At 61.8% G+C, this 22,777-nt stretch carries 25 protein-coding genes; 17 read left to right on the top strand and 8 right to left on the bottom strand.

Annotation, left to right across the window (positions count from 1 at the left end; translation table 11 throughout):
- The first annotated feature begins 2 nt into the window (after positions 1 to 2).
- The 6 genes from lpxA to ACN9MY_RS18325 all read left to right on the top strand — a co-directional run bounded on the left by lpxA (position 3) and on the right by ACN9MY_RS18325 (position 5,542).
- A complete protein-coding gene (gene lpxA / locus ACN9MY_RS18350) occupies positions 3 to 794 on the top strand; it encodes an acyl-ACP--UDP-N-acetylglucosamine O-acyltransferase (RefSeq protein WP_426161914.1) in 792 nt (263 codons plus the stop codon).
- Entirely contained in the window at positions 778 to 1,932 is a 1,155-nt protein-coding gene (lpxB, locus tag ACN9MY_RS18345; RefSeq protein WP_426335911.1) for a lipid-A-disaccharide synthase, read from the top strand. The genes lpxA and lpxB overlap by 17 nt, the downstream gene beginning before the upstream one ends.
- A gap of 131 nt (positions 1,933 to 2,063) precedes the next feature.
- Positions 2,064 to 2,681 (top strand): ribonuclease HII, encoded by a 618-nt coding sequence (gene rnhB, locus ACN9MY_RS18340; RefSeq protein ID WP_426318228.1) that lies wholly within the window; start codon positions 2,064 to 2,066, stop codon positions 2,679 to 2,681.
- The gene (locus ACN9MY_RS18335; protein ID WP_426161911.1) at positions 2,678 to 3,463 is read left to right on the top strand and encodes a TrmH family RNA methyltransferase; all 786 of its coding nucleotides are present in this window, start codon (positions 2,678 to 2,680) and stop codon (positions 3,461 to 3,463) included. The genes rnhB and ACN9MY_RS18335 overlap by 4 nt, the downstream gene beginning before the upstream one ends.
- 28 nt (positions 3,464 to 3,491) lie before the next feature.
- Positions 3,492 to 4,691: an EAL domain-containing response regulator gene (locus tag ACN9MY_RS18330; protein ID WP_426318227.1), complete on the top strand. Its 1,200-nt coding sequence runs from the start codon at positions 3,492 to 3,494 to the stop codon at positions 4,689 to 4,691.
- Positions 4,691 to 5,542 (top strand): hypothetical protein, encoded by an 852-nt coding sequence (locus ACN9MY_RS18325; protein WP_426318226.1) that lies wholly within the window; start codon positions 4,691 to 4,693, stop codon positions 5,540 to 5,542. The genes ACN9MY_RS18330 and ACN9MY_RS18325 overlap by 1 nt, the downstream gene beginning before the upstream one ends.
- Here the strand turns inward: ACN9MY_RS18325 and ppsR are convergent.
- A complete protein-coding gene (gene ppsR, locus ACN9MY_RS18320) occupies positions 5,517 to 6,362 on the bottom strand; it encodes a posphoenolpyruvate synthetase regulatory kinase/phosphorylase PpsR (RefSeq protein ID WP_426161906.1) in 846 nt (281 codons plus the stop codon). The two genes, ACN9MY_RS18325 and ppsR, sit on opposite strands and share 26 nt — an antisense overlap.
- Before the next feature lie 153 nt (positions 6,363 to 6,515).
- On the opposite strand from ppsR, the gene ppsA reads away from it, so the two are divergent.
- From ppsA to ACN9MY_RS18285, 7 genes are all read left to right on the top strand, one after another.
- A complete protein-coding gene (gene ppsA, locus ACN9MY_RS18315; RefSeq protein WP_426161904.1) occupies positions 6,516 to 8,942 on the top strand; it encodes a phosphoenolpyruvate synthase in 2,427 nt (808 codons plus the stop codon).
- 70 nt (positions 8,943 to 9,012) lie between these two features.
- Positions 9,013 to 9,432, top strand: a complete 420-nt coding sequence (locus ACN9MY_RS18310) for an NfeD family protein (protein ID WP_426318225.1) — start codon at positions 9,013 to 9,015, stop codon at positions 9,430 to 9,432.
- Between the two features lie 13 nt (positions 9,433 to 9,445).
- Positions 9,446 to 10,366: an SPFH domain-containing protein gene (locus ACN9MY_RS18305; RefSeq protein WP_426161902.1), complete on the top strand. Its 921-nt coding sequence runs from the start codon at positions 9,446 to 9,448 to the stop codon at positions 10,364 to 10,366.
- A gap of 167 nt (positions 10,367 to 10,533) precedes the next feature.
- A complete protein-coding gene (locus ACN9MY_RS18300; protein ID WP_426161900.1) occupies positions 10,534 to 10,956 on the top strand; it encodes a DUF4259 domain-containing protein in 423 nt (140 codons plus the stop codon).
- Entirely contained in the window at positions 10,953 to 12,026 is a 1,074-nt protein-coding gene (locus tag ACN9MY_RS18295; protein WP_426335910.1) for a hypothetical protein, read from the top strand. The genes ACN9MY_RS18300 and ACN9MY_RS18295 overlap by 4 nt, the downstream gene beginning before the upstream one ends.
- Before the next feature lie 12 nt (positions 12,027 to 12,038).
- Positions 12,039 to 12,287, top strand: a complete 249-nt coding sequence (locus tag ACN9MY_RS18290; RefSeq protein ID WP_426161898.1) for a DUF1272 domain-containing protein — start codon at positions 12,039 to 12,041, stop codon at positions 12,285 to 12,287.
- On the top strand, positions 12,265 to 13,110 hold the full coding sequence (locus ACN9MY_RS18285) for an NAD-dependent protein deacetylase (RefSeq protein ID WP_426335909.1): 846 nt from the start codon (positions 12,265 to 12,267) through the stop codon (positions 13,108 to 13,110). Before ACN9MY_RS18290 ends, ACN9MY_RS18285 begins: the two co-directional genes overlap by 23 nt.
- Here ACN9MY_RS18285 and ACN9MY_RS18280 read toward each other — a convergent pair.
- From ACN9MY_RS18280 to smpB, 3 genes are read right to left on the bottom strand one after another with little or no spacing between them, the layout of a single operon-like run.
- Entirely contained in the window at positions 13,091 to 13,636 is a 546-nt protein-coding gene (locus ACN9MY_RS18280; protein ID WP_426161896.1) for a FlgO family outer membrane protein, read from the bottom strand. The two genes, ACN9MY_RS18285 and ACN9MY_RS18280, sit on opposite strands and share 20 nt — an antisense overlap.
- A complete protein-coding gene (locus ACN9MY_RS18275; protein WP_426335908.1) occupies positions 13,633 to 14,337 on the bottom strand; it encodes a hypothetical protein in 705 nt (234 codons plus the stop codon). The genes ACN9MY_RS18280 and ACN9MY_RS18275 overlap by 4 nt, the downstream gene beginning before the upstream one ends.
- Positions 14,338 to 14,397: 60 nt before the next feature.
- Positions 14,398 to 14,847: an SsrA-binding protein SmpB gene (smpB, locus tag ACN9MY_RS18270; protein WP_426335907.1), complete on the bottom strand. Its 450-nt coding sequence runs from the start codon at positions 14,845 to 14,847 to the stop codon at positions 14,398 to 14,400.
- A gap of 67 nt (positions 14,848 to 14,914) precedes the next feature.
- On the opposite strand from smpB, the gene ACN9MY_RS18265 reads away from it, so the two are divergent.
- Together ACN9MY_RS18265 and ACN9MY_RS18260 are read left to right on the top strand one after the other, a co-directional pair.
- Positions 14,915 to 15,346, top strand: a complete 432-nt coding sequence (locus ACN9MY_RS18265; RefSeq protein ID WP_426161894.1) for a type II toxin-antitoxin system RatA family toxin — start codon at positions 14,915 to 14,917, stop codon at positions 15,344 to 15,346.
- Complete coding sequence (locus ACN9MY_RS18260) at positions 15,339 to 15,620, top strand: RnfH family protein (RefSeq protein ID WP_426161893.1); 282 nt, start codon at positions 15,339 to 15,341, stop codon at positions 15,618 to 15,620. The genes ACN9MY_RS18265 and ACN9MY_RS18260 overlap by 8 nt, the downstream gene beginning before the upstream one ends.
- 80 nt (positions 15,621 to 15,700) lie before the next feature.
- Here ACN9MY_RS18260 and ACN9MY_RS18255 read toward each other — a convergent pair whose 3' ends face one another.
- The 4 genes from ACN9MY_RS18255 to ACN9MY_RS18240 form a co-directional block, all read right to left on the bottom strand.
- Positions 15,701 to 16,225 (bottom strand): DUF4124 domain-containing protein, encoded by a 525-nt coding sequence (locus ACN9MY_RS18255; RefSeq protein WP_426161892.1) that lies wholly within the window; start codon positions 16,223 to 16,225, stop codon positions 15,701 to 15,703.
- A gap of 94 nt (positions 16,226 to 16,319) precedes the next feature.
- Entirely contained in the window at positions 16,320 to 17,387 is a 1,068-nt protein-coding gene (locus ACN9MY_RS18250; RefSeq protein WP_426335906.1) for a porin, read from the bottom strand.
- A gap of 33 nt (positions 17,388 to 17,420) precedes the next feature.
- A complete protein-coding gene (locus tag ACN9MY_RS18245; protein ID WP_426335905.1) occupies positions 17,421 to 18,734 on the bottom strand; it encodes an MFS transporter in 1,314 nt (437 codons plus the stop codon).
- An 18-nt stretch (positions 18,735 to 18,752) separates the two neighbouring features.
- Positions 18,753 to 19,262, bottom strand: coding sequence for a gluconokinase (locus tag ACN9MY_RS18240; RefSeq protein WP_426335904.1), 510 nt, complete (start codon positions 19,260 to 19,262; stop codon positions 18,753 to 18,755).
- A gap of 218 nt (positions 19,263 to 19,480) precedes the next feature.
- On the opposite strand from ACN9MY_RS18240, the gene guaB reads away from it, so the two are divergent.
- Positions 19,481 to 20,941: an IMP dehydrogenase gene (gene guaB, locus ACN9MY_RS18235; protein ID WP_130312186.1), complete on the top strand. Its 1,461-nt coding sequence runs from the start codon at positions 19,481 to 19,483 to the stop codon at positions 20,939 to 20,941.
- Positions 20,942 to 20,997: 56 nt separating this feature from the next.
- Positions 20,998 to 22,599 carry a glutamine-hydrolyzing GMP synthase gene (gene guaA / locus ACN9MY_RS18230; protein ID WP_426335903.1) on the top strand — a complete coding sequence of 534 codons (1,602 nt, stop codon included), beginning with the start codon at positions 20,998 to 21,000 and terminating at the stop codon, positions 22,597 to 22,599.
- Positions 22,600 to 22,777: the final 178 nt, after the last annotated feature.

The following is a 22,777-nucleotide window of genomic DNA, read 5'->3' as shown; positions in this document are numbered from 1 at the left end:
GCATGGCAACCATCCACCCAACAGCGATTGTCGACCCGAAAGCCGAACTGGCTGCCGGCGTCGAGATCGGCCCCTACACGATCATTGGCCCGAACGTGGTGATTGGCGAGAACACCGTGGTGGGCCCGCACGTCGTGATCGAGGGCCATACCACGATCGGCAAGAACAACAAGTTCTTCCAGTTCTCCTCCATCGGCGCCGCGCCGCAGGACAAGAAATGGAACGGCGAACCGACCCGCCTGGAAATCGGCGACGACAACACCATCCGCGAATTCTGCACCTTCAACCTCGGTACGGTGCAGGACAAGGGCGTGACCAAGCTGGGTAACAACAACTGGATTTCGGCCTACGTCCACCTGGCGCATGACTGCGTGGTCGGCAACAACACCATCTTCTCGAACAACGCGCAGATGGCGGGCCACGTCGAGATCGGCGACTGGGTGATCATGTCCGGCTTCGCCAACGTGCACCAGTTCTGCAAGATCGGCGCCCACGCCTTCGTCGGAATGAGCACCAGCCTGACCCAGGACGTGCCGCCATACGTGCTGTTGAACGGCAATCCGGCAGCAGCGCATGGCGTCAACATCGAAGGGCTGAAACGCCGCGGATTCACGCGCGAGCAGATCAACGCCATCCGCAACGCCTACAAGATCCTGTACCGTTCCGGCCTGACGCTGGACGAAGCCAGGGCAGCCATGCTGGAAGCCGAAGCCGGGCTGCCGGAAGATTGCGCCGCCGCCGCGCGCTCGATGCGCGAATTCCTCGATACGACCACCCGTGGCATCGTCCGCTGACGTATCGATTGCAGTCGTCGCCGGCGAACCTTCCGGCGACCTGCTGGCGGGCCGCCTGCTGGGCGGCCTGCGCCCGCACCTGCCCGAAGCGCGCTTCCACGGCATCGGCGGCCCGGCCATGATGGAACATGGCTTCGAGTCGCAATGGCCGATCGAGAAGATGACCGTGCGCGGGCTGTTCGAGATCATTCCCCGCTACCGCGAGCTGAAAGGCATCCAGAACACGCTGCGTGACCAGCTGCTGGCCGAACGGCCTGCCTGCTTCATTGGCGCCGACTATCCGGGCTTCAATCTGGGCCTGGAAGCGCAGTTGCGCGCCGCAGGCATCCCGACCGTGCACTATATCGGCCCGCAAATCTGGGCCTGGCGCGGCGGCCGGATCAAGAAGATCATCAAATCTGTCTCGCACATGCTGGTGATCTTCCCGTTCGAGGAAGAGATCTACAAAAAAGCTGGCGTGCCCGTGACTTACGTCGGCCACCCACTGGCAGAAGTGATCCCCGTGCAGCCGGACGAAGCGGCCGCGCGCCGCCAGCTGGGCATTGCGGAGGATGCCAACGTCGTCACGGTGATGCCGGGCAGCCGCATGGCCGAACTGAAGTGCAACACAGCCGCCTTCATTGGCGCCTGCAAGCTGCTGCAGCAGCGCGACCGCACGCTGAAATTCGTGGTGCCGATGGCGGGCGAAAAGCAGCGCAAGTATTTCCTGGAACTGGTGGCCGAAGCCGGCCTGCAGGATGTCGAGCTGATGCTGCTGGATGGCCAGTCGCACACAGCCATCTGCGCCGCCGATGCCGTGCTGGTAGCCTCCGGCACCGCCTCGCTGGAGGTAGCCCTGTTCAAGAAGCCGATGGTCATTGCCTACAAGATGATGGCCGCATCCTGGCATATCATGAGGCATATGGGATACCAGCCGTGGATCGGCCTGCCGAACATCCTGGCGCGCGAATTCCTGGTACCGGAAATGCTGCAGAACGCCGCAACAGCCGAGACGCTGGCCGACGCCATGTGGAAACAACTGAGCGACGTCCCGCACCGCCTGCAGCTGGCGCAACGCTTTACCGACATGCATTACAGCCTGCTGCGTAACAGCGCCCAGGAAGGCGCCGCGGCAGTCCTTAAGGTCATCAACAGATAAGCCCGTGTCACACCATGGGGTCACACCCCAACGGTGACACGGACGCTGCCGTGAGAATGGATCAGTTCGTGTCACACTTGGGGTGTGACCCCAAGGTGTGACACGAACTGGACAGTAGAAAGAATTGAGTGATGTCCCAACAATCCGGTCTGTTTGACGACCTTCCATATTCCCTCGACGAGATCATTTGCGGCGTCGATGAGGCCGGGCGCGGTCCGTTGGCCGGCCCGGTGTTTGCCGCTGCCGTGATCCTCGATCGCAACCGGCCGATTCCGGGCCTGCGCGATTCCAAGAAGCTCAACGAGGCAAAGCGCGACGAGCTGGCGCCCCTGATCCGCGAGCACGCGATCGCCTGGGCCGTGGCCAAGGCTTCGGAAGAGGAAATCGACCGCCTGAACATTCTCCAGGCCAGCCTCCTGGCCATGAAGCGTGCGGTGTATGCGCTGCAAACCGTGCCGACCCTCGCGCTGATCGACGGCAATAAGTGCCCGGTCATGCGCATCCAGAGCATCGCCATCGTGGAAGGGGACGACAAGATCGAATCCATTTCAGCCGCCTCCATCCTGGCCAAGACCGCGCGCGACGCCGCGCTGGTCAAGCTGCACAAGAAATACCCGCAATACGGCTTCGACCAGCACAAAGGCTATGGCACGGCGCTGCACCTGGAGCGTTTGCGCGAGCACGGCGCCTCGCCGGTGCACCGCCGCAGCTTTGCGCCGGTGCGTGAAGTCCTGGAGCGTGACCTGTGAAGAACATCACTTCGCGCGACAACGCGCAATACAAGGAACTGGCCAAGCTCGCCACCAACTCGCAGGCGCGTCGCAAGGCCGGCCGCAGCCTGCTGGATGGCGTGCACCTGTGCGAGACCTGGCTCGAGTTGCGCGGCCATCCCGAACAAGCCATCGTGGCCGAAGGCGCGCTGCACAACCCGGAGGTGGCCGCCATCATCGCCCGCCTGGAGGCAGAGCACGCCCATATCCTGTGCCTGACCGACCAGCTTTACCACGCCGTCAGTCAGGTCGAACACGGCGTCGGCCTGATGTTCCTGATCGCCACGCCCCAAAAAGATGTGCCTCAGGCGCTGAGCGTCAACGCCGTCCTGCTGGATAACGTGCAGGACCCGGGCAACGTCGGTTCGATCCTGCGCAGCGCCGCCGCTGCAGGCGTGAAGGAGGTGTATTGCGCACCCGGCACCGCCTTCTGCTGGTCGCCGAAAGTGCTGCGCGCCGCCATGGGCGCCCACTTTGTGCTCGATATCTACGAAAACGTCGACCTGCCGCAACTGGTGCAGGGCGCGCAAATCGCCACCCTGGCCACCAGCGGCTACGCAGCCGAACAGTTGTACCGGCTGGACCTGAAACGCCCCGTGGCCTGGATCTTCGGACATGAAGGGCAGGGTGTCTCGGACATGCTGTTAAGCACGGCCACCCACCGCGTCATCGTGCCCCACCTGGGCAAGGTCGAATCGCTGAATGTCGCCGCATGCGCGGCAGTATGCTTTTTCGAGCAAGTAAGGCAAAATCTGGCTTAATAAAACTAACCATGCTGGAATGGGCGTTATGGAAATTGCAAGCTTGCACTTCCTGGTCGCCGAGGGCGAACCCGTCCAGCGTGAGCTATTGGCCGGCATGCTGCGCCACTTGGGCGCCCGGCAGGTGACCCAGGCATCAGATGGGCTGAGTGCACTGCGCCTGCTGGAAATCGGCCTCAATCCCCCCGCCAACATCGCCCTGATGGACCTGACGCTGCCCGGCATGGACGGCCTGGAAGTGCTACGGCGCCTGGCCGAAATCGACTGCCGGGCGGGCATCATCATCTTCGCCTCGCAAAGCGCCGACGTGCTGTTTTCCGTCGAGACCATGGCCGAAGCCTATGGACTCGATGTGCTGGGCAGTTCGGCCAAGCCAGTCACCTCGGCCAGGCTGCAGGAACTGATTGCCAACTACCGGGAGCCTTCCGCCGAGCCGGAAGCGGGCCCGCAGCATCCCGAGTTCAGCTTTGCCGAAGTAGGGCGCGGGCTCCAGGGACGCGAATTCGATCCCTATTTCCAGCCCAAGATCGAACTGGAGACCGGCACTGTCAAAGGGCTGGAAGTGTTCGCCCGCTGGCGCCATCCCGAGCATGGGGTGCTTGGTCCATCGGCATTTGTGCCGGTGCTCGAAAGCGTGCGGCGCATCGATTTCCTCGACTGGTGCATGATCGAGAAGTCGGTCGCAGCCTGTCGCGGCCTGCACGACAAGGGGATTCCGATTTCGATCTCGCTCAATGTGGACCCTGGCACGCTGGCGCACCCGCAATTCATCGCCCAGATGACGGCCTGCCTGGAGCGCCACCGCATCCTGTCCGACTACCTCACGTTCGAGATCACGGAAGCTTCAGTACTGACCACCAATCCGCATTTCATCGAACGCCTTTTGCGCCTGCGCATGATGGGATTCGGGCTGGCGATCGACGATTACGGCACCGGGCGCTCCAACCTGCAGCTGTTGGCCGCCATTCCGTTCTCCGAGCTGAAGATCGATCCCGGTTTCGTCGATGGCGCCTCGCGCAAGCGCCCCATCGGCACCGTCCTCAAAACCTGCCTTGGCCTGGCGCGCAGCCTGTCGCGGCATGCCTGCGCAGTGGGTGTGGAAACCAGGGATGACTGGGACTTCCTGCAAGGGCTGGGCTGCACCTATGCCCAGGGTTTCTATATTGCCAACCCGATGCCGGTGGACGACATCCCCGGCTGGCTGGATGACTGGAAAGACTTCTTCTAATGAAAAAACGATGGATTGCGGGGCTGCTAATCGCGGTCAGCCTGCCGGTCGCCGCTGCCTTCACGCCCGTTGGCCAGATGGCCTTTTACGGCGCGCGTGCCTGGCTGTCCAGCAAGGACCATTTCACGCAGTGCACGCCCGATCCCCGCATTTGGTGCGAGCCCGGCGCCGAGGCCTTCGGCGCAGCCATTGCGCCGCTCCTGCCGGCCGCCATCGGGCATGATGAACGGGCCTTCGGCATGGCGTACGTGGCTCCGGTACGCGTCAATGTGTATGCCAGTGACGAGAGTTTCTCGCGTTACGGCGCTGTTGCCCCGCGCGCAGCCGGAGTGGTGGTGCTGGGCGATGTGCACCTTGCGCCGAAAATGCAGGCCTGGGCAACCGAGCGCAGGGAGGCCATCGTGACGCACGAACTGGCGCACTTGCACCTGGTGCAGCGGATCGGCATGTCCGGCATCGGCAAGTTACCCAACTGGTTCTGGGAAGGCTTGCCGACCTATCTGTCGGGCGGTGGCGGCGCTGGCAACGTGACACGTGAGGAGGCGGTGCAGGCCTTCGTACACGGCCGGCACATGGTTCCTGAAGATGAGGGCTCCCTGTTCGCGCCCAAGCAGGCGCCCAGCTACGGGCTGGCGCATGCCATGTATTACCGCCAGGCGTCGGTGCTGGTAGCGTGGATGGACGAAAGAGACCCGGCAGCGTTCAAGCGCCTGCTGGCGGCGGTCGGGCGGGGCGACGCGTTTGCCGGGGCGGTGAGCGGCGCCTATGGACGCCCGCTGGCAGCCCTGTGGGCCGAGTTCCAGCGGGCGATGCGGGCGGAAATCCTCAATAAACCGAGCGGTTCGGCTTGATTTCCTGCAGGATGGTGGTGGAAATCTCTTCGATCGACTTGGTGGTGGACGAGAGCCAGCGGATGCCTTCGCGCCGCATCATGGCTTCCGCCTCGTTGACCTCATAGCGGCAGTTTTCCAGCGAAGCATACTTGGAGCCGGCACGGCGCTCGTTGCGGATCTCCGACAGGCGCTGCGGCTCGATGCTCAGGCCGAAAATCTTCGATTTGTACGCATACAGCGCCGAAGGCAGCTTGCCGCGCTCGAAATCGTCGGGAATCAGGGGGTAATTGGCCGCTTTCACGCCGTATTGCATGGCCAGGTACAGCGAAGTAGGGGTTTTGCCGGAACGCGAGACGCCGACCAGGATCACGTCCGCCGAGGACAAGTTCTTGTTCGACTGGCCATCATCGTGCGCGAGTGAGAAGTTGATCGCTTCGATACGGTTCTTGTATTCCTCGCTGTCCACCACATTGTGAGACCGGCCGATGGTGTGGGTCGACTTGACGCCCAATTCCTGCTCAAGCGGCGCGACGAAGGTCTGGATCAGGTCCATGTGCATGGCGTTGGCGCGCTGGATCACCTCCGACAGCTCCGCTTTCACCAGGGTCGAAAAGACAATCGGCTTGGCGCCATCCTCGGCCCCGATCTCGTTAATTTTGCGCACTGCATCATAAGCCTTGTCGCAGGTATCGATGAAGGGCAGACGGATCTGGCGGAAGCGCAGGTCGAACTGCGTCAGCACGGAATGGCCGAAAGTTTCGGCAGTGATGCCCGTGCCGTCAGAGACGAAAAAGACGGTGCGGCTCGAAGCCGGCAATAAACGTTGATCTTGTGGCATCAAAAAAGCTTTTCCAGTGGATGAATCGTCAATTTGCTGCGCAGGCTGTAAAATGCTTGCCAACGGTAAGATTGTGCTGCACGGCGCCAAGAATGACAAGAACGATGCCAAGCATGCCTGCGTAAAGATTTTTATCATCAAAAAGGTGTCTTTATGACTAACGCAGCATTGAAGGAGCAATCCGACGGGGTGTACGTTGCCTCGTTCGAGAATTTGCGCATGACGGATGTCGAATCCGTCGGCGGCAAGAACGCGTCGCTGGGGGAGATGATCTCCCAGCTGGCCGGCGCAGGTGTGCGGGTGCCTGGCGGCTTCGCGACCACCGCCCAGGCCTTCCGCGACTTCCTGTCGCACAGCGTTGACGGTGGCCCTTCGCTGGCCAAGCGCATCGCTGACCGCCTTGAACACCTGGACGTCGACGACGTCCGCGCCCTGGCAGCATCGGGCGCAGAAATCCGCCAATGGATCATCGATACTCCGTTCCAGCCTCGCCTGGAAGCCGATATCCGCGCCTTCTACGACAAACTGGTCGCAGACTCCACCACTGAAGTGTCGTTCGCCGTGCGCTCCTCCGCCACCGCGGAAGACCTGCCTGACGCATCGTTCGCAGGCCAGCAGGAATCCTTCCTGAACGTGGTCGGCATCGACAACGTGCTGGAAGCGATGAAGCACGTGTTTGCATCGCTGTACAACGACCGCGCGATCTCCTATCGCGTACACAAAGGCTTCACCCACGCTGAAGTGGCGCTGTCGGCCGGCGTGCAGCGCATGGTGCGTTCCGACCTGGGCGCTTCGGGCGTGATGTTCACCATCGATACCGAATCGGGCTTCAAGGACGTGGTCTTCATCACTTCCTCCTACGGCCTGGGCGAAACCGTGGTGCAGGGCGCCGTGAACCCGGACGAATTCTACGTCCACAAGCCGATGCTGGAACAGGGCAAGTCGGCCGTCATCCGCCGCAATATCGGCTCCAAGCTGATCAAGATGGAATTCACCAGCGAAGCCAAGGCCGGCCGTTCCGTGAAGACCGTCGATGTGCCGATCGAGATGCGCAACCGCTACTCCCTGGTCGATGCCGAAATCGTCGAACTGGCCAAGTACGCCATGATCATCGAGAAGCACTACGGCCGCCCGATGGACATCGAGTGGGGCAAGGATGGCCGCGACGGCAAGCTGTACATCCTGCAGGCACGTCCTGAAACCGTGAAATCGCAGCAGAAAGCCACTGACTCGCAGCAGCGCTTCAAGCTGAAGTCGAGCGGCACCGTGCTGACCTCCGGCCGTGCGATCGGCCAGAAGATTGGCGCCGGTCCTGTGCGCGTGATCAACGACCCAAGCGAAATGGAACGCGTGCAGCCGGGCGACGTGCTGGTAGCCGACATGACCGACCCTAACTGGGAGCCGGTGATGAAGCGCGCCTCGGCCATCGTCACCAACCGCGGCGGCCGCACCTGCCACGCAGCGATCATCGCGCGTGAACTGGGCGTGCCGGCAGTCGTGGGCTGCGGCGACGCAACCGACGTCCTGAAAGACGGCAACTTCGTGACCGTGTCCTGCGCAGAAGGCGACGAGGGCAAGATCTACGACGGCCTGCTGGAAACCGAGATCTCCGAAGTGTCGCGCGGCGAACTGCCTCCGATCAAGACCAAGATCATGCTGAACGTGGGCAACCCGCAGCTGGCCTTCGACTTCCAGTCCGTGCCGAACAACGGCGTGGGCCTGGCCCGCCTCGAGTTCATCATCAATAACAATATTGGCGTGCACCCGAAAGCGATCCTGGAATACCCGAACATCGACGCCGACCTGAAGAAGGCGGTGGAGTCGGTCGCCCGCGGCCACGCTTCGCCGAAGCAGTTCTACATCGACAAGCTGGCGGAAGGCATCGCCACCATCGCCGCTGCCTTCTGGCCGAAGAAAGTGATCGTGCGCCTGTCCGACTTCAAGTCCAACGAGTACAAGAAGCTGATCGGCGGTTCGCGCTACGAGCCGGATGAAGAAAATCCGATGCTGGGCTTCCGCGGCGCCGCGCGCTACCTGTCCGAAGACTTCGCTGCCGCATTCGAGATGGAATGCGTCGCGATGAAGCGCGTGCGTGAAGAAATGGGCCTCACCAACGTCGAAATCATGGTGCCGTTCGTGCGCACCCTGGGCCAGGCGGAGAAAGTGGTTGGCCTGCTGGCCAAGAACGGCCTGAAACGCGGCGAAAATGGACTGCGCGTCATCATGATGTGCGAAGTGCCATCCAACGCCGTGCTGGCGGAGCAGTTCCTGCAGCACTTCGACGGCTTCTCGATCGGCTCCAACGACCTGACCCAGCTGACCCTGGGCCTGGACCGCGATTCCGGCATGGAACTGCTGGCCGCCGACTTCGACGAGCGCGATCCAGCAGTGCGTGCGCTGCTGGGCATGGCCATTTCGGCCTGCATCAAGCTGAACAAGTACATCGGCATTTGCGGCCAGGGTCCTTCCGACCACCCGGAACTGGCCGTGTGGCTGATGCAGCAGGGTATCGAGACCATGTCGCTGAACCCGGACTCGGTCATCGACACTTGGCAGAAGCTGGCAGAAATGCAACAATAAACCGCCGATAAGCGGCTTGAACCCCCGTGGCCTTGTCGGCAGCGGGGGTTTTTTACTTTTGGAGGTTGTGATGGCTGACTGGATGTTGTGGGCGATTGGCGCGGGCGTGCTGGTCACCCTCGAACTGTTTAGCGGCACGTTCTACCTGCTGATGATTGCCATCGGCATGGGGGCGGGCGCGCTTGTTTCGCTGGCGCGCATCGACATGCCGGGCCAGATGCTGGTGGCCGCCATGGTCGCCGCCATCGCCACGCTGCTGCTGCGCCGCAGCCGCTTTGGCAAGACCACGCAGCCACCGGCGGCGTCCAACCCGGACGTCAACCTGGACATCGGCCAGACCGTGAGCGTGGCCGCCTGGCAGGACGGCGCTGCACGCGTGATGTATCGCGGCGCCATGTGGGATGTGGAACTGGCGCCGGGCGAAGCAGCGGCACCAGGCATATTCAGGATTCGCGAGATTCGCGGCAGCCGGCTGATCGTCGGCGCATAACAGGGAGAAGGGAATGGAAATCAGTTTTGGCACTGTCACGCTGGTGGTATTTATCGTCGCGCTGGTGTTCGTCTTCAAGACCATCAATGTGGTGCCGCAGCAGCACGCATGGGTGGTCGAGCGGCTTGGCAAATACCACGCCACGCTGGGGCCCGGCCTGAATATCGTGGTGCCGTTCATCGACCGCATCGCCTACAAGCACGTGCTGAAAGAGATACCGCTGGATGTGCCATCGCAGGTTTGCATCACCAAGGACAATACGCAGTTGCAGGTGGATGGCATCCTGTACTTCCAGGTGACCGATGCCATGCGCGCCTCCTACGGCTCCTCCAACTACATTGCCGCAATCACGCAGCTGGCGCAAACGACGCTGCGCTCGGTGATCGGACGCATGGAGCTTGACAAGACTTTCGAAGAACGCGACCACATCAACTCCACGGTGGTGAATGCGATCGACGAATCGGCCGCCAACTGGGGCGTGAAAGTGCTGCGCTACGAAATCAAGGACCTGACGCCGCCGCAAGAAATCCTGCACGCCATGCAGGCCCAGATCACGGCCGAGCGCGGCAAGCGCGCGCTGATTGCAGCCTCCGAAGGCCGCAAGCAGGAGCAGATCAACATCGCCACCGGCGAGCGCGAAGCCGCGATTGCCCGTTCCGAAGGCGACAAGCAAGCGGCCATCAACCGCGCGCAAGGCGAAGCTGCCGCCATCCTCGCAATTGCCGAAGCGACTTCCGGCGCGCTGAAGCAGGTTGGCGCAGCGATCCAGCAACCCGGCGGCGAAGCGGCAATGAACTTGAAAGTGGCCGAGCAATACGTCAGCGCCTTCGGCGAACTGGCCAAGACCAACAACAGCCTGATCGTGCCCGCCAACGTCGGTGAAATGAGTAGCCTGATCGCCACCGCCCTGCAAGTGGTCAAGACCCAGAAGTAAGCTCCAGCAGAGTCCGTGTCACACCTTGGGGTCACACCCCAAGTGTGACACGGCCTCAAGCGGGAAATGGCTCAGCCCGTGTCACTTTCGGGGTGTGACCCCAGGGTGTGACACGAGGTCTGCCGTAATTGCGTACAATGCGGCCTTATATCGTACAGGAGGCGCTTGTGGGAACCTGGGCTGTTGGACCGTTTGGCAATGACTTCGCGCAGGATTGGGCGGAGGATCTGCAGGAATCGAGGGACCTTTACTTTATCGAGGACACGTTGAACAACGTGTTGCAGGCGGAGACCACCGAGTACCTGGAGGCGCCATTTGGCGCCGAGGCGCTGGCGGCGGTGGAAACCTGGTCGCGCCTGCAAGGCAAGGGCGGGGCGAGGGATGAGGATTCCGAGCGCGTCGACGAGTGGGTGGCTGAGGTGCAGGCGAAGCTCAACAAGCCTCGGGCCGATATCGCCGACAAGGCCCAGCGCGTGCTGGCGCTGGTGCTGTCCGATGCTTCCGAGTTGCGCGAGTTGTGGCAAGACAGCGAACATTACGAGGATTGGCTCGCTGGCGTGACGGACCTGCAGCGCAGGCTGTCGGCATGAGGCGCCTTCTTGCCGCTGCCCTGGCAGCGTCGTCTTTCACGGCATATGCCGGCGATGCCGCTACCGATGCCGCCATTACTGCCCGCATCGCCCAGATCCGCGCCATGCCGGCGGCTGCCAACGCCGCCGCAGCGGGAGCCCAGCGCCGCGAGCTCGATGCTGCCTGGCGCTTCTTCGGCGATTACCGTGAGGATGCAATTCCCTTGCTGCGCCGCGAACTGGCTGCCGAATTGCGCTCGCCGCGCCCCAGCCAGCACCTGTTGCTGGACGCCGCTTGCTTTCTGGCCGCTTACGGCGCCGAATCCGACAAGGCGCTTATCGTGCAAGCGGCATTGGCCATCAATCCCGATGCGGCGCTCGATGGCCCGCAGCTATTCCGCCTGATGCACGCTGCCGCGGCCAGCCAGGATGCGCGCCTGCTGCCGCTGGTCGATCGCGCTTTCCTGCGCAAGGCCGTGAGCATTCCGCTGCCGCAGCAAGGCTCTACCATCGACGAAACCGGGGTGCGCGCTTTGCTGTATGGCCGCTTTGGCGCGGCGGCAGAGCGTCATCTTGCCACACTGTTGCGCGACCCTTCATTGGTCAAGCCTGTGCTGGACTTGCTGCAGCTCGTCGGCTCGCCAGCCAGCGTGCCGGCCGTTGAACCGCTGCTGCAAAGCCCGGACATGGAAGTGTTCACGCGCGCTGTGAACTTCCTGTTGCGCGCAGGCGGGCCGCAGGGTCGCCAGGTGCTGCTGGCGCTCAAGCCGCAAGGGTTGTCGAAAGAGGCGCTGGCCTTCTTTGCGCCGATGCGCCAGCAACTGGCGCAACAGCCGGCACAGCAAGCAGGCAAGGGCAGTTTGGCCGACGCTGAAGTGCGGCGCCTGCTCGATACGCTGGAAGCAAATGGGGGCCGTTACGAGGGCATTGATCCTGCGGCGATCGTGCAATCGCGACTGCCAAGGCAGGAATTGCTCGAACGCCTGGCCCGCATCCGTGAACGCAGCTTTGCGCGCGCAAGTAATGAGGCGCTGGCCGATATCGACACCACCAGCGCTTTGCTGAATGCAATCAGCTACAAGAATCAATAAAGGAACCTGGAAATGCTGCAAATGCGACCCAACTGCGAATGCTGTAACAAGGACTTGCCGCCCGGTGCGCAGGATGCCTTGATCTGTTCTTTCGAGTGCACTTTCTGCGCCGATTGCGTGGACGAGAAGCTGCACGGCAAATGCCCGAACTGCGGCGGCGACTTCGCTCCGCGCCCAACTCGCGCCACAGCGAAGCTGGAAAAATACCCGGCGTCGACCGAACGCATTTTCAAGCCCAATGGATGCGCCGCTGTCGACTGAGGCTGAACTGGCGCGCTGGCTGGCGCGCCACAGCCGCGTGCTGGTCTTGACCGGCGCGGGGCTGAGTACTGCCTCCGGCATTCCCGGCTATCGGGACAAGGACGGCGTGCGGCGCGGACGCACGCCGATCCAGGGCCCGGAATTCCGCCGCGACGAGGCGATCAGGCGTCGCTACTGGGCGCGCAGCATGGTGGGCTGGCCCACGATGGCGAGCGCCGTGCCGAATGCCGGCCATCGCGCGATCGCCGAACTGGAGGCCGGCGGCCACCTGCATTGCGTGATTACGCAGAACGTCGATGGCTTGCACCAGCGGGCCGGCAGCAAGCGCCTGATCGAATTGCACGGCAACCTGCACCATGTAAGCTGTCTCGCATGCCAGGCCCGCTATTCGCGCGCCGGCCTGCAGCCGCAGTTGAAGCGTGACAATCCCGAGCTGGCGAATATGCTTGCCCAGCCGCTGCCCGACGGCGATGCTGCGATCGAACCGGATGCGCTGGTGGATTTCCATGCGCCGGCCTGCGCCGCCTGCGGCGGTGTGCTGATGCCCGACGTGGTTTTCTTTGGCGATAACGTGCCGCCGGCACGCACCGCGCATGCACTGGCTGAAATGGAGGCGGCCGACGCGCTGCTGGTGGTCGGCTCTTCGCTGATGGTGTTTTCCGGCTACCGCTTCTGCCGCATGGCTGCGGCGGCGGGCAAGCCGATTGCCGCGATCAACGCAGGCAGGACGCGCGCCGACGGCCTGCTGTCCCTGAAGCTGGAGTCGCCCGCGCAGGAAGTGCTGCCCCGGCTGGTGGACTTGCTCAGCGTCCCAGCAGCATAGAACGGACTACGCTGTCCTTGGCCAGCACGTAGTCGGTGGCTGCCATTACCTGGTTGGTTTGCGGCTGTACCACCTTGATGTTGACGAAGACGGCGTCATTGGTTTCGCCGTATGAGCCGACCACTACGGCCTGGGCATTGTGGTTGTGCGCCACTTCGCCCACTTCGCGCGTCAGCATCATTTCGCCTTGTTGGCGCTTCATGTAGACCGAATTGCGCAGCTTCATTTCGAGCATGCGCAGGCCGCCCTGGGCCAGGCGCGTCGACACCTGTTCGGATACCAGCCGGCCCAGTGTGGAGCTCTGGTCCAGCGCGTCGATGTTGACTACGGTCGCCATGATCAAGGGTTTGTCGCCTGCCACGCGGCCATTAAGTTGCGCGAGCAGAGCGTCTGCTGCCCGGTAATTGGCCCCGACAAACTGGTTTTGCGAGGTGGAGGCATAGTCGTTCTCGGGCGGCTTGTTGGAGAACCAGGCGCAGCCTGCCAGTGCGAGCGGAAGAAGTAGGGCAGCGATAGCGCGCATCATCGGTCTCCTTTTACCTGGAAGCTCTGGCTAATTTGCAGTACGGCTTCGTCCCGTATGCCGTACAGGGCGCGATCGGTGTCGGCGACATAGTAGGTGTTAGCCGCGCGCGCAAGGTAGCGATGTTCATCGGTCACGGACGCTGTAATGATAATCTCGGTGCGAGGCGTTGGTCCAGACGCGAATTCGCTGCCGTACCATTGGTAGGCGTCGATGCCGGCGCCAACCCCGGCTGCGCCTGCAAAGCGGCCAAGCTTGCCGACCGGTTCGCCAATACGCTCGGCCAGCACCCAAACGCCCGTGGCGATGGCGGTTGCTACGCCTACCGTCGGTGCTTGCTTGCGATTCGGGCTGAATGTGATGGCCTGGATATCGAGGTCGATTTGCAGTGCGCCGGCGGGCGTGCGCGAAACCACGTAACCGTCCCGGACCAGCGAGGAGATGAGCTGGTTGTTGATAGCCTGTTGAAATGGAGTCTGGTTGACAGGGCTTGCCACATACAGCGGTCGTGGCGGCGCCTTCTTCAGCTCGGCGATAAGCTGTTGCTGCAGATGGCCGGCGATCGCGTTCCAATGCGCCGCAGCCTGCAGCTTTTCCTGCCTGGTGGTGGGGAAATTGGTGGCGAGCGGTGCGGACGAATACGGAGTCTTGCAGCCGCTGAGCGCAGCGGCTGCCATCAGTGCGAATGCGATTTTGGTCGCCATGTCATTTCCGGGCATTATTGATGGTGCAAAGTGTACCATCAATGTTGCCACTTGGAAATGTTATCGGCGGTGCTGCTTCATGGCTTGCGCCACCTCGCGGCTGGCGTCGCGGTCTTTCTCGGCGGCGCGCTTGTCGTGCTGCTTCTTGCCCTTGGCCAGGCCGATCTCGCATTTGATGCGGCCGCCTTTGAAATGCAGGTTCAGCGGCACCAGCGTATAGCCGGCACGCTCGACCTTGCCGACCAGTTTGTCAATCTCGGCGCGGTGCAGCAGCAGCTTGCGGGTGCGCACTGCTTGCGGGTGGATGTGGGTGGAAGCGGTGGGCAGGGCGCTGATGTGCGCGCCAAACAGGTACAGTTCGTTATCGCGGATGGTAACGTAAGCTTCCTTGATCTGAACGCGCCCATCGCGGATCGCCTTGACTTCCCAGCCCTCGAGCGCGATCCCTGCTTCATACTTGTCTTCGATGAAGTAGTCGTGGAAGGCTTTGCGATTATCGGCAATGGACATGGGTAAAAATGCGTGGGTCGGTTAAACTACGGGTTCTTTGGACAACATCATAGCAAACGGTTACTCAATGGCAGTAGTGCACAAGTCGGTATTCCTGGGATACAGCGCCGAGCAAATGTTTGATTTAGTGGCAAAGGTCGAGGATTATCCCAAATTTTTGCCCTGGTGTGGCGGAGTTGATGTCCGCGAACGGGGGGAGAACCATGTTGTGGCCAGCGTTGGGATCAATTTCCATGGTGTGAAGCAGCACTTCACCACGTCCAATACGAATACGCCGGTCAGCGAAATCCGCATGAAGCTGGTCGACGGACCCTTCAAGACCCTCGACGGCACCTGGACTTTCAAGGCCCTGCGCGATGATGCCTGCAAGGTCGAACTCGATTTGCACTACGAGTTTTCCAGCAAGCTGCTGGAACAGGTGATCGGTTCGGTGTTCGGCATGATTGCCAATAGCATGGTCGATTCCTTCTGCAAGCGTGCCGAGACTGTCTATGGCTGAACGTATCAAGATTACCGTGTGTTATGCGCCAGCTTCACAGCCATTGCTGTATGCGCTGGAAGTGGATGAGGGCACGACGATCGGCCAGGCTATCGAGATCAGCGGCATCATGCAGGAGGCGCCGGAGATCAACCTGGTGACGATGCCGGTCGGGATTTACGGCAAGAAGAAAACCTTGGATACCGTGGTCCGTGCACGCGACCGGGTCGAGATTTACCGTCCTCTGATCGCCGATCCGAAGGACGCCCGGCGCCGCCGGGCGAAGAAAGCCTAGAAAACTCGCGCCAGGCGCAGCAGGGCGCCGATCATGGCCAGTTGCATGCTCAGGCCATGCCCGGCAATGCGAGTTCCCGTTTATTTGCAGATGTTGTTGACGGACTCGCGCTGTTCTTTGATCTTTTGCACGCGGGCTTCGTCGGACATGAAGTTGCGCTCGCCGTTCGGGCCCATTTCGGATACGCGAACGCCGCTTTCCAGCATGCCGATATTGCTCTTGGCTTCCGCGCAGTACTTCTTCTTCTCGGCGTCGACCTTGGCCTGCTCATTGGCCTTGGCGGTCTTTTCCGCGGCTTCCTGCTGGCGCTTCTTATAGTCGGCGTTGCGTTCAGCCAACGTCGGCTTGACTGGTGCGGCTTTCTCTTCGGCGGCTGGGGCTTCGTCACCGTTGGCGGCGGACGCAGCCATTTCCTTGCGCAGCTCGGCAGCGGCAGCGCCGCGTGGTGCTTTCAGGATGCGGTTTGGTGGCGTGCCCGGTGGCGGCGGCTGGTCGGACAGTTGCTTCACGCCTTTGTCGTTCACCCACATCCACTGCGCTTGGGCAAGGGAAGTGCAGGCAATCAGCGCCGTTGCCAGCGCCAGGCGGGTAATACGTTGATTCATAGAGGGAATTCCTTGGGTGAGAACGCACATTTCACCCCGAAATCCCCCTGTTGTCAAATTTATTTCCCAAAAGAATCGTGGGTTCGGTGACAGCTCAGAAGCGGTGGCGCAGGCCGACCGTGAACTGGCGGTCACCCAAGCCCGGCTCTTCACTATTGCCTTCTGTATAGCCCGCGCCATTGTGATTGCGGATGCGGGCGTATGAGGTGTAGACGTCCGTACGCTTCGAGAAAGCGTACATATAGGCCAGGGCATACTGTTGCGCGTCCTGTTTCAGCACGCCGCGGTCGTCCTTGGCAATGGCGGTGGCGACAATGGTGTGCGGCCCGAACGGGACCGATACACCAAGGAGGAGGTCGCGGCTGTCGGTCGATGGCGTCGGTGGCGTAGCGCCGAATGGCGCGCCGGAACCGTTCAACGGCGCGCTATTCAAGCCCTTGTCGACGCCGAGGCCGAACCACAGCTTGGCCACTTCGAAGTCGACATTTGCGCCGAGCAGGAAATTGCGCCCGCTGCCGGTGTTCTTCACGTTGGCGCTGTCGTTATTGCGGTTGTGGTAGGCGAGCCGGATGTTCCAGGGGCCTTTGGCGTAGCCGACCGAGCCGCCAAGCGCGCGGCCGGCGCTGCTGTCACCCGCCACCTCGCCGGCCGCCACCATGAAGTCGGCACTGAAGCCATGCATGTCGGCGGTGCGAAACAGTACCGAGTTGCTGGCGCGGAACCCGGTCGAAGGCATCAGGTTGTTGGAGCGAGCGATGCCGTTGCGCAGCGGGTCGACAATCGTGTTCAGGGTCGTGAACAGCGGCGTGTCCTGCAGGCCGATGGACACCGAGCCTAGTTTGGCGCTGCGCAGGCCGACGATGCTGGTGCGGCCGAACAAGGTATTGTTCTGGGTCGAATTGCCCACGTCGCCGTGGATGCCGCCTTCGATCACGAAGAAGGCCGACAGGCCGCCGCCCAGGTCTTCGTTGCCTTTGAAGCCCCAGCGGCTCTGGGTCGCCATGCCGCTGGTAACGCGGGTCGAGGTGCTGGCCAGGCCGCCGCGGTCCTGTGAAATGCCAAGGTCCATCACGCCGTAGAAAGCGACATTGCTCTGCCCCAATGCGGCGTTGCTGCAAACGGTAAGGGCGAGCGTCGCCACCGCAGTAATGCGTTTGTTCATGCTGTCTCCGTTTTTGATTAGGGGGCGGCGCGCTTATGCAGGGACCGTGCTGCCACGCGGGACCGGATCTGGCAGGGGCTCGATTTTCCCAAGTACGAAGACAAAGGACACAATGCCCACCAGCAGGATCACGCCGGCAACCATGAAGGCGTTGGCGAAGGAATTGGTCGCGCCGACGATCATGCCGGTCACGATAGGGGCAGCAGCACCCATCAGGTTATTGGCAAAGTTCATGATGCCGCCGACGGTGCCGGCACCGCCCTTCGGCGCGATCAGCGAGGGCAGCGACCAGCCGACCGGTGCTGCGGATGCCAGGCCGCCCAGTGCGATCGAGATCCAGAAGATGGCCCATGCCGGATCGGTGGTTTGCGTCGCGCCGAACACCGCCAGGCCGAACAGCATGCCGATCACCAGCACGCTCTTGCGCACCACGGATTCATTCTTGCCTTTGGCGATCAGGTGGTCGATCAGCCAGCCGCCGACGAAGAGGTCGGTTACCGTCGCCACGGCCCATGGAATGGCTGCAAAGCCGGCCGACTTGATGATACTCATGTGCATGGTCTGCACCAGGTAGCCAGGCAGCCAGGTAAGGAACAGGTAGAAGGTATAGCCGTAGGCGGCAAAGCCGATGGTCAGGCCCCAGACCTTGGACTTGGTGAGCAGGTAGCCCAGCATATTGACGGCGCCGCCTTCTGCCGGGCCTTCCGGTGCGGCGCCGCCGAGCTGGATGTAATCGAGTTCAGCCTTGCTCAACTTGGTATCGGCGCTCGGGTCGCGATACAACAGCAGGAAGGCGAAGAAGTAGCTGAAACTCAGCACCGCGGTCAGGCCGAAGCCCCAGCGCCAGCCGAAGGCCACCACAGTGACGGCCACCAGGGGGACGCCGATCACGTTGGAGAATTTGGCTGCGGCATCGAAGATGGCGGTGGCAGTGCCGCGTTCATTGCGCGGGAACCAGTAACCGGTGGCCTTGGAGCTGACCGGGAAGGCCGGGGCTTCGGCAATGCCGAGCAGGATGCGGGCGGCGAAAATGCCGGCAAAGCCGCTGGAGAAGGCAGTAATGACAGAAGCCAGGCCCCACAGGAAGGCGCCCCAGCGCCCAACGCGGGTCGGGCCGAAGCGGTCCAGTACCATGCCGACCGGGATCTGCAGCAGCGAGTAAGACCAGGCGAAGGCGCTGAACAGAAGGCCCATGTCGACTGGCGTCAGGTTGAAGGCCTCCTGGATTTGCGGCGCGGCGACCGACAGGCCGATGCGGTCGATATAGTTGATCAGGACGCCGATGCCGAGCAGGGCGCCTATGCCCCAGCGGCGTTTTGCGACCTTGGCGGTGATGGCTGATTTCATGCTGTCTCCAGTGTTGGTTTAGGCTTGGTGCTGCAGGATCTGGCTGACCAGCTGTTGTGGCGGCTGTGTCAGGTCGAGATAGACGCCAGCTTCGTCGGCTTGCAGCGGTTCGAGGTCGCGCAGTTGGCTTTCCAGCAGCGAGGCCGGCATGTAATGGCCGGGGCGGGTGCGCATGCGCTGCTCGAGGATTTCGCGTTCGCCGTGCAGGTGGGCGAAGCGCAATTCCGGATCGCCGCTGCGAAGCAAGTCGCGGTAGCGTCGCTTGAGCGAAGAGCAGGACAGCACCAGGCCTTCACCGCGTTCGCGGGCTGCACTGATTTCACTGCGCAGCTTTTGCAGCCAGCCCGCGCGATCCTCATCGTTCAGGGGAGTGCCGGCCGACATCTTGGCCACGTTTTCTTCAGGGTGAAAGCTATCGCCTTCAAGGAAGGGCACGCCAAGTGCCGCGGCCAGGCGCGCGCCGATCTCGCTTTTCCCGGCGCCACTGACGCCCATGACAACCCAGCGCAGGTTCATATTGTTCTCCATAAGTCTCCTTAATGACTGATAGCGCTATCAGTGATGGCAAGTTTAGACTACTGCAAGAATTTGTAAACAGAATTGGATTGTGCGACGCAGCAAAGTGTTGTGCAGATGGTAGCGCTAGCAATGTATTCGCCGGTCATGGCCTGAACTGTGCTTTAGGATTGCCGAGACGAAAGCGAATGTTTCCTGTATAATCTGCTTTTGCGCCTATAGGAAATACTATGCGTCTGCTCCAAAAAGCACTCACTTTCGATGACGTGCTCCTCGTCCCCGCGTATTCCAACATCCTGCCTGCGGATACGTCTCTCAAGACTCGCCTGACCCGTAACATCTCCCTGAACATTCCGCTGCTGTCCGCAGCAATGGATACCGTCACTGAAAGCCGCCTGGCGATCGCGATGGCACAGGAAGGCGGCATCGGCATCATTCACAAGAACCTGAAGCCGAAAGACCAGGCGCGTGAAGTGTCGAAGGTCAAGCGTTTCGAGGCTGGCGTGCTGCGCGATCCGATCACCATTCCGCCGGACATGAAGATCCGCGACGTGATCAAGCTGACCGAGCAATATGGTATTTCCGGCTTCCCGGTCGTTCAGGGCAAAGAAGTGGTCGGCATCATCACCAACCGCGACCTGCGCTTTGAAAAAGAACTGGACGCTGAAGTGCGCGCCAAGATGACCCCGCGTGAAAAGCTGGTGACCGTCAACGAAGAAGCCAACACCGAAGAAGCCAAGCGCCTCATGAACAAGCACCGCCTGGAGCGCGTGCTGGTGGTGAACGAAGCGTTTGAACTGCGCGGCCTGATCACCGTCAAGGACATCCAGAAATCCACCGAACACCCGAACGCTTCGAAAGACCAGCACGGCAAGCTGCTGGTTGGCGCGGCAGTCGGCGTCGGCGCGAAAGACGAAGAACGCATCGACCTGCTGGTGGCGGCAGGCGTGGACGTGCTGGTGGTGGACACCGCCCACGGCCACTCCCAGGGCATCCTGGACCGCGTGAAGTACATCAAGACCAAGTATCCGCACGTTGACGTCATCGGCGGCAATATCGCCACCGCAGCCGCGGCGAAGGCGCTGGTTGAATACGGCGCGGACGCGGTCAAGGTCGGCATCGGCCCAGGCTCGATCTGCACCACCCGTATCGTTGCAGGCGTTGGCGTGCCGCAGATCACCGCGATCTCCAACGTGGCCGAAGCGCTGAAGGGCACAGGCGTTCCATGTATCGCCGACGGCGGCATCCGCTTCTCGGGCGACATTTCGAAAGCATTGGCAGCCGGCGCATCGACTGTGATGATGGGCTCCATGTTCGCCGGTACCGAAGAAGCGCCGGGCGAAGTGATCCTGTACCAGGGCCGTTCGTACAAGTCCTACCGCGGCATGGGCTCCCTGGGCGCGATGGCCGATGGTTCGGCTGACCGCTACTTCCAGGACGCCAGCGCCAAGCAGGACAAGTTCGTACCGGAAGGCATTGAAGGCCGCGTGGCCTACAAGGGCTCCGTGCTGGCGATCCTGTTCCAGCTGGTGGGCGGCGTGCGCCAGTCCATGGGCTACTGCGGCTGCGCCACCATCGACGAACTGAAAGAGAAAGCAGAATTCGTCGAGATCACGTCGGCCGGCATGCGTGAATCGCACGTGCACGACGTCCAGATCACCAAAGAAGCGCCGAACTACCGCTCCGAATAAGAAACTCCGCAAGGCGGCGACCAAGTGTCGCCGCACTATTTTTTGCCCCCGAAAATATGCATTCAAAAATCCTCATCCTTGATTTCGGTTCCCAGGTGACCCAGCTGATCGCACGCCGCGTGCGCGACGCGGGTGTGTTCTCCGAGGTTTACCCATACGACGTAGACGACGAATTCATTCGCAACTACGGCGCATCGGGCATCATCCTGTCCGGCTCCCACAACTCCACGCTGGAGGGCGACTCCCCGCGCGCACCGCAAGCCGTATTTGAAATCGGCGTGCCGGTACTGGGCATCTGCTACGGCATGCAGACCATGGCTGCGCAACTGGGCGGCAAAGTGGAAAACGGCCTGGTACGCGAATTCGGCTACGCTGAAGTGCGCGCCCGCAACCACACCGCGCTGCTGAACGGCATCAACGACTTCGTCACCGATGAAGGCCACGGCATGCTGAAGGTCTGGATGAGCCACGGCGACAAGGTGCTGGACCTGCCTCCTGGCTTCAAGCTGATGGCGTCCACCGAATCCTGCCCGATCGCCGGCATGGCCGACGAAGATCGCAAGTTCTACGCCGTGCAATGGCACCCGGAAGTGACCCACACCGTGCAGGGCAAGGCCATGCTGGGCCGCTTCGTGCACGAGATCTGCGGCTGCAAGGCAGACTGGAACATGCCGGACTACATCACCGAAGCCGTGGAGAAGATCCGCGCGCAGGTAGGCAAAGATGAAGTGATCCTGGGCCTCTCCGGCGGCGTCGATTCCTCCGTGGCCGCAGCGCTGATCCACCGCGCCATTGGCGACCAGCTGACCTGCGTCTTCGTCGACCACGGCCTGCTGCGCCTGAACGAAGGCAAGATGGTGATGGACATGTTCTCCAAGAACTTGGGCGTGAAAGTGATCCCGGTCGATGCGACCGAACAGTTCATGGGCCACCTGGCCGGCGTGACCGATCCGGAGCAGAAGCGCAAGATCATCGGCCGCGAGTTCGTGGAAGTGTTCCAGGCCGAATCGGCCAAGCTGGTGAACGCCAAGTGGCTGGCGCAAGGCACCATTTACCCTGACGTGATCGAATCCGCGGGCAAGGGCAAGAAAGGCCAGACCATCAAGTCGCACCACAACGTGGGCGGCCTGCCGGAGACCATGAAGCTGCAGCTGCTCGAGCCGCTGCGCGAACTGTTCAAGGACGAGGTGCGCAAGCTGGGCGTGGCCCTGGGCCTGCCGCACGAGATGGTGTACCGCCATCCATTCCCTGGCCCAGGCCTGGGCGTGCGCATCCTGGGCGAAGTGAAGAAGGAATACGCCGACCTGCTGCGCCGCGCTGATGCCATCTTCATCGAAGAACTGCGCAACACCCCATACGAAGGCGCCGTGATGGCAGGCGAGGACGCACCGCAGAACTGGTATGACGCGACTTCGCAGGCATTCGCAGTGTTCCTGCCGGTGAAATCGGTGGGCGTGATGGGCGATGGCCGCACCTACGATTACGTCGTAGCCCTGCGCGCCGTGCAGACCCAGGATTTCATGACCGCGCACTGGGCGCACCTGCCGCACTCGCTGCTGGGCAAGGTGTCCAACCGCATTATCAATGAAGTGCGTGGGCTGAACCGTGTGGTGTACGACATCAGCGGTAAACCGCCAGCGACCATCGAGTGGGAGTGAATTTCCAAATGGCAATATTAGATTTCCAGCTTAAATGACCAGTAAGGCCCTGTTTTTACAGGGCTTTATTTTTAGGTGCATACGCTTGCCAGAAAAATCGCATGATCGCCCCACAGAATTATCAATGAGCTTTAATTCTGGCCAGTTCCTGTAACGCTGATTCCTCGCTCCTGGATGA

Origin of the sequence: Pseudoduganella sp. R-31 (genome assembly GCF_049913235.1) — a bacterium.
Taxonomy (GTDB): Bacteria; Pseudomonadota; Gammaproteobacteria; order Burkholderiales; family Burkholderiaceae_D; genus Rugamonas.
This window is presented reverse-complemented; position numbering and strand designations above follow the sequence as displayed.

Coding starts and splice junctions, on each gene's coding strand:
- lpxA (WP_426161914.1), top strand. CDS start 3: ATGGCAACCATCCACCCAACAGCGATTGTCGACCCGAAAGCCGAACTG.
- rnhB (WP_426318228.1), top strand. CDS start 2,064: ATGTCCCAACAATCCGGTCTGTTTGACGACCTTCCATATTCCCTCGAC.
- ACN9MY_RS18330 (WP_426318227.1), top strand. CDS start 3,492: ATGGAAATTGCAAGCTTGCACTTCCTGGTCGCCGAGGGCGAACCCGTC.
- ACN9MY_RS18325 (WP_426318226.1), top strand. CDS start 4,691: ATGAAAAAACGATGGATTGCGGGGCTGCTAATCGCGGTCAGCCTGCCG.
- ppsR (WP_426161906.1), bottom strand. CDS start 6,362: ATGCCACAAGATCAACGTTTATTGCCGGCTTCGAGCCGCACCGTCTTT.
- ppsA (WP_426161904.1), top strand. CDS start 6,516: ATGACTAACGCAGCATTGAAGGAGCAATCCGACGGGGTGTACGTTGCC.
- ACN9MY_RS18310 (WP_426318225.1), top strand. CDS start 9,013: ATGGCTGACTGGATGTTGTGGGCGATTGGCGCGGGCGTGCTGGTCACC.
- ACN9MY_RS18305 (WP_426161902.1), top strand. CDS start 9,446: ATGGAAATCAGTTTTGGCACTGTCACGCTGGTGGTATTTATCGTCGCG.
- ACN9MY_RS18295 (WP_426335910.1), top strand. CDS start 10,953: ATGAGGCGCCTTCTTGCCGCTGCCCTGGCAGCGTCGTCTTTCACGGCA.
- ACN9MY_RS18290 (WP_426161898.1), top strand. CDS start 12,039: ATGCTGCAAATGCGACCCAACTGCGAATGCTGTAACAAGGACTTGCCG.
- ACN9MY_RS18285 (WP_426335909.1), top strand. CDS start 12,265: ATGGATGCGCCGCTGTCGACTGAGGCTGAACTGGCGCGCTGGCTGGCG.
- ACN9MY_RS18280 (WP_426161896.1), bottom strand. CDS start 13,636: ATGATGCGCGCTATCGCTGCCCTACTTCTTCCGCTCGCACTGGCAGGC.
- ACN9MY_RS18275 (WP_426335908.1), bottom strand. CDS start 14,337: ATGGCGACCAAAATCGCATTCGCACTGATGGCAGCCGCTGCGCTCAGC.
- smpB (WP_426335907.1), bottom strand. CDS start 14,847: ATGTCCATTGCCGATAATCGCAAAGCCTTCCACGACTACTTCATCGAA.
- ACN9MY_RS18265 (WP_426161894.1), top strand. CDS start 14,915: ATGGCAGTAGTGCACAAGTCGGTATTCCTGGGATACAGCGCCGAGCAA.
- ACN9MY_RS18260 (WP_426161893.1), top strand. CDS start 15,339: ATGGCTGAACGTATCAAGATTACCGTGTGTTATGCGCCAGCTTCACAG.
- ACN9MY_RS18255 (WP_426161892.1), bottom strand. CDS start 16,225: ATGAATCAACGTATTACCCGCCTGGCGCTGGCAACGGCGCTGATTGCC.
- ACN9MY_RS18250 (WP_426335906.1), bottom strand. CDS start 17,387: ATGAACAAACGCATTACTGCGGTGGCGACGCTCGCCCTTACCGTTTGC.
- ACN9MY_RS18245 (WP_426335905.1), bottom strand. CDS start 18,734: ATGAAATCAGCCATCACCGCCAAGGTCGCAAAACGCCGCTGGGGCATA.
- ACN9MY_RS18240 (WP_426335904.1), bottom strand. CDS start 19,262: ATGGAGAACAATATGAACCTGCGCTGGGTTGTCATGGGCGTCAGTGGC.
- guaB (WP_130312186.1), top strand. CDS start 19,481: ATGCGTCTGCTCCAAAAAGCACTCACTTTCGATGACGTGCTCCTCGTC.
- guaA (WP_426335903.1), top strand. CDS start 20,998: ATGCATTCAAAAATCCTCATCCTTGATTTCGGTTCCCAGGTGACCCAG.